Source organism: Pseudomonas sp. S2_B07 (assembly GCF_054668435.1).
The window spans coordinates 2,835,699-2,848,767 of record NZ_CP162769.1 but is presented as its reverse complement, the minus strand read 5'-3'; the positions used below and the strand labels follow the sequence as shown (position 1 = coordinate 2,848,767).

General features: G+C 57.5%; 3 protein-coding genes, 2 tRNA genes and 2 rRNA genes. All 7 read left to right on the top strand.

Annotated elements, in window-relative coordinates:
- Nucleotides 1-57: 57 nt before the first annotated feature.
- The 7 genes from AB4N43_RS13170 (at nucleotide 58) to recD (ending at nucleotide 13,046) form a co-directional block, all read left to right on the top strand.
- Nucleotides 58-134, top strand: a tRNA-Ile gene (locus AB4N43_RS13170).
- 30 nt (nucleotides 135-164) lie between these two features.
- Nucleotides 165-240: transfer RNA gene (locus tag AB4N43_RS13165), tRNA-Ala, on the top strand.
- A 250-nt stretch (nucleotides 241-490) separates the two neighbouring features.
- Nucleotides 491-3,381, top strand: a 23S ribosomal RNA gene (locus AB4N43_RS13160).
- Between the two features lie 149 nt (nucleotides 3,382-3,530).
- Nucleotides 3,531-3,646: ribosomal RNA gene (gene rrf, locus AB4N43_RS13155) — 5S ribosomal RNA — on the top strand.
- Nucleotides 3,647-3,802: 156 nt separating this feature from the next.
- The gene (recC, locus tag AB4N43_RS13150) at nucleotides 3,803-7,255 is read left to right on the top strand and encodes an exodeoxyribonuclease V subunit gamma (protein ID WP_460154128.1); all 3,453 of its coding nucleotides are present in this window, start codon (nucleotides 3,803-3,805) and stop codon (nucleotides 7,253-7,255) included.
- On the top strand, nucleotides 7,252-10,941 hold the full coding sequence (gene recB, locus AB4N43_RS13145; RefSeq protein ID WP_460154127.1) for an exodeoxyribonuclease V subunit beta: 3,690 nt from the start codon (nucleotides 7,252-7,254) through the stop codon (nucleotides 10,939-10,941). Before recC ends, recB begins: the two co-directional genes overlap by 4 nt.
- Entirely contained in the window at nucleotides 10,938-13,046 is a 2,109-nt protein-coding gene (gene recD / locus AB4N43_RS13140) for an exodeoxyribonuclease V subunit alpha (RefSeq protein ID WP_460154126.1), read from the top strand. The genes recB and recD overlap by 4 nt, the downstream gene beginning before the upstream one ends.
- Nucleotides 13,047-13,069: the final 23 nt, after the last annotated feature.

The window sequence follows — 13,069 nt, the reverse complement described above, 5'->3', positions numbered from 1 at the left end:
AGTTCCCACACGAATTGCTTGATTCATTGAAGAAGACGAAAGAAGCAGCCCGAAATTGGGTCTGTAGCTCAGTTGGTTAGAGCGCACCCCTGATAAGGGTGAGGTCGGCAGTTCGAATCTGCCCAGACCCACCAATTTTGTGTGGGAAACGCCTGTAGAAATACGGGGCCATAGCTCAGCTGGGAGAGCGCCTGCCTTGCACGCAGGAGGTCAACGGTTCGATCCCGTTTGGCTCCACCACTACTGCTTCTGTTAGTAAGAAAGCTTAGAAATGAGCATTCCATCGTTGAGATGGTGAATGTTGATTTCTAGTCTTTGACTAGTTCGTTCTTTAAAAATTTGGGTATGTGATAGAAAGATAGACTGAACGTTACTTTCACTGGTAACGGATCAGGCTAAGGTAAAATTTGTGAGTTGCTCTTAATTGAGTATTATCGAATTTTCGGCGAATGTCGTCTTCACAGTATAACCAGATTGCTTGGGGTTATATGGTCAAGTGAAGAAGCGCATACGGTGGATGCCTTGGCAGTCAGAGGCGATGAAAGACGTGGTAGCCTGCGAAAAGCTTCGGGGAGTCGGCAAACAGACTTTGATCCGGAGATGTCTGAATGGGGGAACCCAGCCATCATAAGATGGTTATCTTAAGCTGAATACATAGGCTTAAGAGGCGAACCAGGGGAACTGAAACATCTAAGTACCCTGAGGAAAAGAAATCAACCGAGATTCCCTTAGTAGTGGCGAGCGAACGGGGACTAGCCCTTAAGTGGCTTTGAGATTAGCGGAACGCTCTGGAAAGTGCGGCCATAGTGGGTGATAGCCCTGTACGCGAAAATCTCTTAGTCATGAAATCGAGTAGGACGGAGCACGAGAAACTTTGTCTGAATATGGGGGGACCATCCTCCAAGGCTAAATACTACTGACTGACCGATAGTGAACTAGTACCGTGAGGGAAAGGCGAAAAGAACCCCGGAGAGGGGAGTGAAATAGATCCTGAAACCGTATGCGTACAAGCAGTGGGAGCCCACTTGTTGGGTGACTGCGTACCTTTTGTATAATGGGTCAGCGACTTATTTTCAGTGGCGAGCTTAACCGAATAGGGGAGGCGTAGCGAAAGCGAGTCTTAATAGGGCGTCTAGTCGCTGGGAATAGACCCGAAACCGGGCGATCTATCCATGGGCAGGTTGAAGGTTGGGTAACACTAACTGGAGGACCGAACCGACTACCGTTGAAAAGTTAGCGGATGACCTGTGGATCGGAGTGAAAGGCTAATCAAGCTCGGAGATAGCTGGTTCTCCTCGAAAGCTATTTAGGTAGCGCCTCATGTATCACTGTAGGGGGTAGAGCACTGTTTCGGCTAGGGGGTCATCCCGACTTACCAAACCGATGCAAACTCCGAATACCTACAAGTGCCGAGCATGGGAGACACACGGCGGGTGCTAACGTCCGTCGTGAAAAGGGAAACAACCCAGACCGTCAGCTAAGGTCCCAAAGTTATGGTTAAGTGGGAAACGATGTGGGAAGGCTTAGACAGCTAGGAGGTTGGCTTAGAAGCAGCCACCCTTTAAAGAAAGCGTAATAGCTCACTAGTCGAGTCGGCCTGCGCGGAAGATGTAACGGGGCTCAAACCATACACCGAAGCTACGGGTATCACTTAGGTGATGCGGTAGAGGAGCGTTCTGTAAGCCTGTGAAGGTGAGTTGAGAAGCTTGCTGGAGGTATCAGAAGTGCGAATGCTGACATGAGTAACGACAATGGGTGTGAAAAACACCCACGCCGAAAGACCAAGGTTTCCTGCGCAACGTTAATCGACGCAGGGTTAGTCGGTCCCTAAGGCGAGGCTGAAAAGCGTAGTCGATGGAAAACAGGTTAATATTCCTGTACTTCTGGTTATTGCGATGGAGGGACGGAGAAGGCTAGGCCAGCTTGGCGTTGGTTGTCCAAGTTTAAGGTGGTAGGCTGGAATCTTAGGTAAATCCGGGATTCTAAGGCCGAGAGCTGATGACGAGTGTTCTTTTAGAACACGAAGTGGTTGATGCCATGCTTCCAAGAAAAGCTTCTAAGCTTCAGGTAACCAGGAACCGTACCCCAAACCGACACAGGTGGTTGGGTAGAGAATACCAAGGCGCTTGAGAGAACTCGGGTGAAGGAACTAGGCAAAATGGCACCGTAACTTCGGGAGAAGGTGCGCCGGTGAGGGTGAAGCATTTACTGCGTAAGCCCATGCCGGTCGAAGATACCAGGCCGCTGCGACTGTTTATTAAAAACACAGCACTCTGCAAACACGAAAGTGGACGTATAGGGTGTGACGCCTGCCCGGTGCCGGAAGGTTAATTGATGGGGTTAGCTAACGCGAAGCTCTTGATCGAAGCCCCGGTAAACGGCGGCCGTAACTATAACGGTCCTAAGGTAGCGAAATTCCTTGTCGGGTAAGTTCCGACCTGCACGAATGGCGTAACGATGGCGGCGCTGTCTCCACCCGAGACTCAGTGAAATTGAAATCGCTGTGAAGATGCAGTGTATCCGCGGCTAGACGGAAAGACCCCGTGAACCTTTACTATAGCTTTGCACTGGACTTTGAATTTGCTTGTGTAGGATAGGTGGGAGGCTTTGAAGCGTGGACGCCAGTTCGCGTGGAGCCAACCTTGAAATACCACCCTGGCAACTTTGAGGTTCTAACTCAGGTCCGTTATCCGGATCGAGGACAGTGTATGGTGGGTAGTTTGACTGGGGCGGTCTCCTCCTAAAGAGTAACGGAGGAGTACGAAGGTGCGCTCAGACCGGTCGGAAATCGGTCGTAGAGTATAAAGGCAAAAGCGCGCTTGACTGCGAGACAGACACGTCGAGCAGGTACGAAAGTAGGTCTTAGTGATCCGGTGGTTCTGTATGGAAGGGCCATCGCTCAACGGATAAAAGGTACTCCGGGGATAACAGGCTGATACCGCCCAAGAGTTCATATCGACGGCGGTGTTTGGCACCTCGATGTCGGCTCATCACATCCTGGGGCTGAAGCCGGTCCCAAGGGTATGGCTGTTCGCCATTTAAAGTGGTACGCGAGCTGGGTTTAGAACGTCGTGAGACAGTTCGGTCCCTATCTGCCGTGGACGTTTGAGATTTGAGAGGGGCTGCTCCTAGTACGAGAGGACCGGAGTGGACGAACCTCTGGTGTTCCGGTTGTCACGCCAGTGGCATTGCCGGGTAGCTATGTTCGGAATAGATAACCGCTGAAAGCATCTAAGCGGGAAACTAGCCTCAAGATGAGATCTCACTGGGACCTTGAGTCCCCTGAAGGGCCGTCGAAGACTACGACGTTGATAGGTTGGGTGTGTAAGCGCTGTGAGGCGTTGAGCTAACCAATACTAATTGCCCGTGAGGCTTGACCATATAACACCCAAGCAATTTGCGTCGAAAGGCCAGATTGCGGTGTGTGAAGACGATACAAAGTCGAAAATTCGAAACGAAACACACAAATCTATTACATACCCATTCGCTGGAGCGTGAACCGAAAGGTAAACGACCTGGCTACCGAATTTCTTGACGACCATAGAGCATTGGAACCACCTGATCCCATCCCGAACTCAGCAGTGAAACGATGCATCGCCGATGGTAGTGTGGGGTTTCCCCATGTGAGAGTAGGTCATCGTCAAGATTAAATTCCGAAACCCCTATCTGCGTATGCAGGTAGGGGTTTTGTTTTGCCCGCTGGAAAGTTCGTACAGCATTACCGGACAGCTCCCGGCTGTCACAGTCTCCCGACAATGCTAAGGTTCGGCCCTAGCGTTTGTATTTTCCCAAGGAAGCCTTTATGCCGGACGCCACGTCCCTCAATGCTGCTTTTATGGTGGTTCAAAGCAACAGTCTGAATGAACTGCGCAGCCTGGTGATCAGCGTAATGCGGCGTTATCCGCTGGCTCCCCTGGAAAATGAAATCGCCTTGGTACAGAGCAATGGCATCGCGCAGTGGCTCAAGCTGGCCCTTGCCGAAGATCCGGAAGAGGATGACATGGGCGGCTGCGGTATTGCCGCCGCCATCGACGTGCAGTTACCCGGTAGCTTCATGTGGCAGCTTTATCGCATGGTCCTTGGACGGGATGAAATCCCGGTCAAATCGTTGCTCGATAAAGCGCCCCTGACCTGGCGTTTGATGCGTCTGCTCCCGCAACTGATCAACCAGCCGCACTTTGAGCCACTGCAGCGCTTCCTGACCCATGACACCGATTTGCGTAAGCGCTACCAGTTAGCTGAGCGACTCGCCGACTTGTTCGACCAATACCAGGTCTACCGCGCCGACTGGCTCGAAGACTGGGCAGAAGGTCGTCACCAATTGCGCAACGGCAGAGGCGAAGCCAAGCCACTGGCCCCGGCCAACTGCTGGCAGGCCGAATTATGGCGAGCGCTGTTGCTGGATGTGGGTGAGGAAGGCATGGCGCAAAGCCGTGCCGGCGTTCATCAGCGGTTTATCGAACGCATCAACAGCCTCGACGTCGCCCCCAGCGGATTGCCTGCACGGGTGATCGTTTTCGGGATTTCTTCGCTGCCTGCTCAAGCACTCGAAGCACTCGCCGGACTGGCTCGTTTCAGTCAGGTTTTGCTGTGTGTGCATAACCCGTGTCGTTACCATTGGGCCGACATCGTCGCCGATAAAGACCTGCTCCGGCATCAATACAAGCGTCAGTCTCGCAAGAGTGGCATGCCCGTTGTGCTCGACCCGCAAACCCTCCACCAGCATGCTCATCCGCTGCTGGCTGCCTGGGGAAAGCAGGGTCGGGACTACATCAATCTTCTCGACAGCTATGACGATCCCAACAGCTATAGCGCTGCATTTCGTGACGGTCGCATCGACCTGTTCAGCGATAATCAGCCAAAGAACATGCTCAATCAATTGCAGGACGACATTCTCGAATTACGCCCACTGAGCGAAACACGGGAGTGCTGGCCCGCCGTCGATCTTGAGCAGGACGAGTCGATCCGTTTTCACATCGCTCACAGTGCCCAGCGTGAAGTAGAGATCCTTCATGATCAGCTCCTGGCACGCTTCAGCGCTGATCCCGATCTAAGGCCTCGCGACATCATTGTGATGGTCCCGGACATCGACAGTTACGCACCGCATATTCGCGCCGTATTCGGTCAGCTTGAACGTCAGGACCCTCGTTTCATTCCTTTCACGCTCGCGGATCAGGGCCAGCGTGGTCGCGATCCCCTGCTGATCGCGGTCGAACACCTGCTCAAACTTCCCGACAGCCGCTTCCCCGTCAGCGAGATCCTCGACCTGCTGGACGTTCCAGCATTACGAGCCCGCTTCGGCGTCGAGGAGCGTGACCTGCCAACGCTGCACCGGTGGATCGAAGGTGCGGGCATCCGCTGGGGCATGAATGCCGAGCAGCGTGCAGGTCTGGGGTTGCCTGAAGCACTGGAGCAAAACAGTTGGCGATTCGGCCTGCGCCGGATGCTGCTGGGTTATGCCGTGGGCAGTGCCCTTGCGTGCGAAGGCATCGAGCCTTACGACGAAATTGGTGGTCTGGAGGCCGCGCTGATCGGGCCTTTGGTGGCCCTGCTGGATGCGTTGGAAATCGCCCACCAGGAATTGACTCAACCGGCACCGCCCAAAGAGTGGGGCGTGCGCTTGCAAGCATTGGTGCAGCTGTTCTTCCTGGCCAGCAATGAGCACGATGACTACTTGCTCGCCCAGCTCGAAGAGTTGCGCGAAACCTGGCTCGACACCTGTGAGTCCGTAGGTTTACAGGACGATTTGCCGCTGACCGTGGTTCGGGAAGCATGGCTGGCCGGACTGGATCAGGGGCGCCTGTCCCAGCGCTTTCTGGCCGGTGCCGTCAATTTCTGCACCTTGATGCCGATGCGGGCGATCCCGTTTAAACGCGTCTGTCTGCTGGGCATGAACGATGGCGACTACCCTCGTGCGCAACCGCCACTGGATTTCGATCTCATGGGCAGTGACTACCGCCCAGGCGATCGCTCCCGTCGTGAAGATGACCGTTATCTTCTGTTGGAAGCGCTGTTGTCGGCACGAGATCAGCTCTACATCAGCTGGGTGGGCCGAAGCATCCGGGATAACAGCGAACGTCCGGCCTCCGTGCTGATTGGCCAACTGCGAGACCATCTCGCCAGTGGCTGGCGATTGCAGGATGAGGACAAGGACCTGCTGGAGGCCATGACTCAAGAGCACCCATTACAGCCCTTCAGCGCACGTTACTTCCATGAGGGTGACGCACTGTTCAGCTACGCCAATGAGTGGCAGGTACTTCATCAAATCACCCATCAGGTGGCAGAAGGCGAAGTACTTGAAGCTTACGTACAAGAGGAGCCACTAAGTCTCGGTCAACTGCAGGACTTCCTGCGCAATCCCGTGCGACATTTTTTCAGCCAGCGGCTCAAGGTGTTCTTCGAAGCGGCTGAAGTACCCTTGGCCGATGAAGAACCCTTTGTCCTCGATGCGCTGCAACGCTACAACCTCAGTGACAGTTTGCTTGCCGCGGCTATGGGACGCATTGATCACGCCGATCAGGCACTGGATGACCAGGCCAAACGCCTGCAAAACAGTGGGCTGCTGCCCATGGCCGGATTCGGCGAATGCCTCCAGCGTGAATTGATCGAACCGCTTCCGGATCTGCTGCAGCGTTATCAACAGCTCCTGGCGCTATGGCCGACTCCGCTGACCAGCGCTTTGCCTGTGAACCTCGAGTTGGAAGGCCTGCGCCTCGAAGGTTGGCTCAGTGGTTTGCACCAGTGTGCAGACGGTGGCTTGCTGTCGGTCACCACCATCCCCAACAGCATTGGCTCAATCAAAAACCGCAAATGGCACCGATTGACGCGGCCCTGGGTCAATCATCTGGTGGCCTGCGCCAGCGGCATACCGATGACCACCGCACTGGTGGCCAGCGACGATAGCCTGCTGCTGGAGCCGCTGGAGAAGGGTGTCGCACTGAAAACGCTCGGACACCTTCTGGAGGCCTGGCAGGCGGGCATGCGTCAACCCATGCCGGTTGCAGTAAAAACGGCCTTCGCCTGGCTTGGTCAGACCGATCCGCTGAAGGCCGAAGCCGCTGCCCGCAAAGCCTATGAAGGCGATGGCCAGACCACTGACGGAGAGCGCCGCGAAAGCCCCGCACTCACCCGACAATTTGCTGACTACGACGCGCTGCTCGCCGACGAAACGTTCCCCGACTGGTGCAACGCCTTGTACAAACCGATGCTTGAAGCCCTGTGGCGATCACTGACCAGCGAGGGGGCTCGTTCATGACCACAAAAATACCACTGGCGCTGGCCTTCCCCCTGCGCGGCAGCCAACTGATCGAAGCCAGCGCCGGGACCGGCAAGACCTTCACTATTTCCGCACTTTATCTGCGCCTTGTCCTGGGGCACGGCAGTGACGCGAGTGGTTTCGGGCGTGAACTGTTGCCGCCGCAAATCCTCGTTGTGACCTTCACCGATGCCGCCACCAAAGAGCTGCGTGAACGTATCCGTACACGCTTGGCGGAGGCCGCGCGATTCTTCCGTGATGAGACCCCGGCACCGGATGGCCTCATTGCCGAACTGCGTGATCAGTACCTGCCCGAACAATGGTCGGGCTGCGCTAACCGCCTGGACATCGCCGCGCAATGGATGGATGAGGCGGCTGTCTCGACCATCCACAGTTGGTGTCAGCGCATGCTGCGCGAGCACGCCTTCGACAGCGGCAGCCTGTTTACCCAGACCCTGGAAACCGATCACAGCGATTTGCTGGGCGAAGTCCTGCGCGATTACTGGCGGCTGTTTTGTTACCCGATGCAAGGCGATGCACTCAATTGGGTCCGCAGCAATTGGGGCGGTCCGGCGGCGTTGTTGCCGCGCGTGCGCGGTTTGTTTGCCAGTGAACGCGACAGTGTCGAAGGAAAAGAGCCGGCCGAACTGATCAGCGAATGTTTGCAGGAACGACGAAGCGCGTTGCTCGAACTCAAGATGCCTTGGCGCCAATGGGCGGACGAGCTGCTGGTGATTTGTCACCAGGGGGTTGCGAGCAAGAGCGTCGACGGTCGAAAAATGCAGGCACGCTACTTCGAGCCCTGGTTCGAAAAAATCAAAGCCTGGGCCGAAGATGAAGCGCTTGAACAACTGGACATCGGCACCGGTTTTACTCGTCTGACGCCGGACGGCATGGCCGAAGCCTGGAAAGGCGAAGTACCCCGTCATCCCGGATTGGACGCAATGCCCGGCCTCAAGGCCAGCCTCGACGGTCTGCCAACCCCAGACGCGGCCGTTCTGCGACACGCAGCCCACTGGGTGGGCGCGCGGTTCGAAGAAGAAAAGCGTCGCCGCGCGGAGATGGGCTTCGACGACATGCTGCTGCGCCTGGATGCCGCTTTGCAGTCCGAAGGCGGCGAGCGTCTGGCGACCCTGATTCGAGAGCAGTTCCCGGTCGCGTTGATCGACGAATTCCAGGACACCGACCCGGTGCAATACCGGATCTTCGAAAGCATCTATCGCATCGAAGACAACAATCCCGAGTGCGGCCTGTTCCTGATCGGCGACCCGAAGCAGGCGATCTACGCGTTCCGAGGTGCCGACATATACACCTACCTGCGTGCCCGTCAGGCCACGACCGGCCGACTGCATACGCTGGGCACCAACTTCCGCTCCAGCCACGGCATGGTCAATGCGGTTAACCATGTGTTCGAACGCGCCGAGTCTCGTGAGTCGGGGCGCGGCGCGTTTCTGTTTCGGGAAAAAAATGGCGACAACCCGGTGCCGTTTCTGCCCGTGGAGTCCCAAGGACGTAAAGAGGTTCTGCGCGTAGCGGGCCAAGTGGTTCCGTCCCTGAACATCTGGCATTTGTCCGCAGAACAACCCCTGTCCGGGGCGGTGTACCGGCAACAATTGGCCGCCGCCTGCGCCAGTGAAATCACTGCATTGCTTAATGGAGGGCAACAACGTCAGGCGGGTTTCGTCGAGGACGGAAAGGCTTTCAGAGGCCTGCTGCCAGCCGATATCGCGATCCTTGTCCGCGATGGTAAAGAAGCTCAAGCAGTGCGCGGCGAACTCTCGGCCCGAGGTGTGCGCAGCGTCTATCTGTCGGACAAGGATTCGGTGTTCGCCGCACAAGAAGCTCACGACGTGCTGACCTGGCTCAAAGCCTGTGCCGAGCCCGATGTCGAGCGTCCACTGCGGGCGGCGTTGGCCTGCATCACGCTTAATCTGTCGCTGGGTGAACTGGAGCGATTTAATCAGGACGAACTTGCCTGGGAAGCACGGGTCATGCAATTCCGTGGGTATCGCGAGCTCTGGCGCAAGCAGGGCGTGCTGCCGATGCTGCGACGTTTGCTGCATGACTTCCAGCTCCCGCAGGCATTAATCGCACGCAGCGACGGCGAGCGAGTTCTGACTAACCTGCTGCACCTGTCCGAATTGCTGCAGCAGGCAGCGGCCGAACTCGATGGCGAGCAGGCACTGATCCGTCACTTGTCCGAGCATCTGGCGTTGTCAGGCCAGGCGGGCGAAGAACAGATTCTGCGCCTGGAAAGCGATGAACAACTGGTCAAAGTCGTGACCATTCACAAGTCCAAGGGCCTTGAATATCCCCTGGTGTTCCTGCCCTTCATCTGTTCGGCGAAACCAGTGGATGGCAGTCGTTTGCCGCTGCATTACCACGACGAAAACGGTAAGGCTCAGGTGAGTTTGAAGCCGACTGCCGAGTTGATTGCCCTGGCCGACGATGAGCGTCTGGCCGAGGATCTGCGCTTGCTGTATGTCGCCCTGACTCGTGCGCAACATGCGTGCTGGCTCGGCGTGACGGATCTCAAGCGCGGCAATAACAACAGTTCGGTGCTGCACTTGTCGGCGTTGGGTTACTTGTTGGGCGGTGGTTTGCCATTGGCCGAGTCGGCAGGCCTGAAGCGCTGGCTGGAGGACTTGCAGCAGGACTGCCCGGCGCTGACTTACGCTGAAATGCCGCCAGCCACCGCCGAGCTTTACCATCCGCCGCAAAACCAGGCGAGTTTGCTTGCGCTGCGCATCCCGAAACGCAAGGCCAGTGAAAACTGGTGGATCGCTTCGTACAGCGCCTTGCGCATTGGCGACAGTATGAGCGTGGGCAGTGACGAAGCCCCGGAGAGCCCGCAAGCGCAAAAGCTCTTCGACGACGAACGCCTCGACCCGCAAGCACCACGAGAAGTGGCGGCCGGTGGCGGTGATATCCATCGATTCCCCCGAGGCCCCAATCCCGGCACCTTTCTTCATGGTTTGCTGGAGTGGGCCGGCGACGAAGGTTTTGCCGCCACTCCACAAGCGATCGAAGACGCGATCGCCCGGCGCTGCAACCGCCGTGGTTGGGAAGGCTGGATCACCACGCTGAGCGATTGGCTGCAACATTTGCTCAAATCCCCGCTGCACATTGGCGGTGGGCAGGCCCCAGTGATTTTCGAGCAACTGACTCAGTACCGGGTCGAGATGGAGTTCTGGTTCGCCAGCCATAAAGTCGACGTGCTGAAACTGGATGAGCTGGTGCGTCAGCACACCCACAACGGCGTTGCCCGAGTGGCGGCCGAACCGGTCTTGCTCAATGGCATGTTTAAGGGTTTTATCGACCTCACCTTCGAGCATGAGGGGCGTTATTACGTCGCCGATTACAAATCCAACTGGCTAGGCGTTGACGACGCGGCTTACACCGAACAGGCCATGGAACAGTCGATTCTCGATAACCGCTACGACCTGCAATACGTGCTGTACCTGTTGGCCTTGCACCGACAGCTCAAGGCGCGGCTGGTCGACTACGATTACGACCGGCATGTCGGTGGGGCGCTGTACCTGTTCTTGCGGGGTACGCGTGCCGCCTCCCAAGGTGTGTATTTCGCTCGTCCACCCAAAGCACTCATCGAGCGACTGGACCGAATGTTCCAGGGCAAGCCAGAACCCAAGGCCGAACCCGCATGGGAACAAGGAGTACTGCTATGAGCCGCACCTTCGCCGATTTGTTGCCCACACCTTTGGCAGCGGAAAGCCTGGCGGATCTCGAGCCATTGAGCCGTGCCGATGACCTGCTGCTGTTACTGACGCGCTGGGTTGAACGGGGCTGGTTGCGTGCGCTGGACAAGGCCTTCGTCGCCTTCCTCCACGAACTCGCGCCCGGTGATGATCCGTTGGTGCTGCTCGCGGCCGCGTTGACCAGTCACCAGCTGGGCCACGGCCATGTGTGTCTGGACCTGTTCGAGACCCTGAAAGAACCGGATTTCGCCCTGTCGCTGCCCCCTGAAGGTGATGTGCACAGCGGCGCGATGTTATTGCCGTCGCAATTGCTTGAAGCACTGGACGGTGCCCATTGGTGCAAGGTGCTGGCCTCGAGCAGTCTGGTGGCGCTGGCCGCAGACGGGCGTGAAGCGTCGCAATCGCGGCCCTTGGTTTTATCCGGAAAGCGCCTGTACCTGCGCCGCTACTGGGCGTACGAGCGACGCATCGACGATGCCCTGCGCCTGCGCTTGGCAGAACACGAATCGACGCCGGATGATTTATCCCAACGCCTGACCGGTTTGTTCGGTTCCGCCAAAACCGGTGAGGTGATCGACTGGCAAAAACTCGCCTGTGCCTTGGCGACCCGCAGTGCCTTCAGCATCGTCACCGGCGGCCCGGGCACCGGCAAAACCACCACCGTCGTGCGCTTGCTGGCATTGCTCCAGGCGCCCGCGGTGGAAGCTGGCAAACCGCTGCGTATCCGACTGGCCGCACCCACCGGCAAAGCGGCGGCCCGGCTCACGGAGTCGATCAGCCAACAAGTCCGGACCCTGCAAGTCGCCGAATCAGTTCGCGGCCAGATCCCGTCGGACGTCACCACCGTTCACCGCTTGCTGGGCAGTCGACCCGGTACGCGACATTTCCGTCATCACGCTGGTAACCGCTTGCCGCTGGATGTGTTGGTGGTCGACGAAGCGTCGATGATCGACCTGGAAATGATGGCCAATCTGCTGGATGCAATGCCGGCTCACGCTCGATTGGTGTTGTTGGGGGACAAGGATCAACTGGCCTCGGTAGAGGCCGGCGCTGTATTGGGCGACCTGTGCCGGGATGCCGAGGCGGGTTGGTACAACCCGCAGACTCGCCAGTGGCTGGAAGCGGTCAGTGGTGAAAACCTGGAGAACAGTGGTTTGCAGGCCGACACCCAAGGCACTCGTCCGCTGGCCCAACAAGTGGTGATGCTGCGCCACTCGCGGCGGTTCGGCGAGGGCAGCGGCATTGGTCAACTGGCGCGTTGGGTCAATCAGCAACAACCCGAACACGCCCGCCAACTGTTGGCCGCACGAAGTCATGACGACGTGTTTTCCCTGCCGCTCAAGGGGGAACAGGACCGGGCTTTGGAGCGTCTGTTGCTTGAAGGCCATGGCGAAGGACCGCAAGGTTATCGTCACTATTTAAGTCTTCTGCGCAATCAGCGGCCAGCGCTCGACAGCCCGCTCGACGATCCTCGCTGGACCGAATGGGCGCGTCAGGTGTTGCAAGCCTTCGACGCTTTCCAGTTGTTGTGCGCCGTGCGCAAGGGCCCCTGGGGCGTGGAAGGGTTGAACCAGCGAGTGAGCGCCGCGTTGCTCAAGGCCCGATTGATCGACAGCGATCAGCAGTGGTACGAAGGGCGGCCGGTGTTGATGACCCGCAACGACTATGGCCTGGGGTTGATGAACGGTGACATCGGCATTGCGCTCAAGCTGCCGGAGCGTGATGGGCCCGAAGCAGGCAAGCAGGTGCTGCGCGTGGCGTTTCCGCGTAATGATGGTCAGGGCGGCGTGCGGTTTGTGCTGCCGAGCCGGCTCAATGATGTCGAAACTGTCTACGCCATGACCGTGCACAAATCCCAAGGCTCGGAATTTGCCCATACGGCCCTGATTCTGCCGGACGCCCTGAACCCTGTGCTCACCAAGGAACTGATCTACACCGGGATCACCCGGGCCAAGCATTGGTTCACCTTGATCGAACCTCGCACCGGTGTATTTGAAGAGGCTGTTCGGCGCAAGGTCAAGCGCTTGAGCGGGTTGATGTTGGAGCTGGAAGAAGGGGTTACACCGAGCGATTGAGGCGCGAGTTTCCGGCGCCAAAA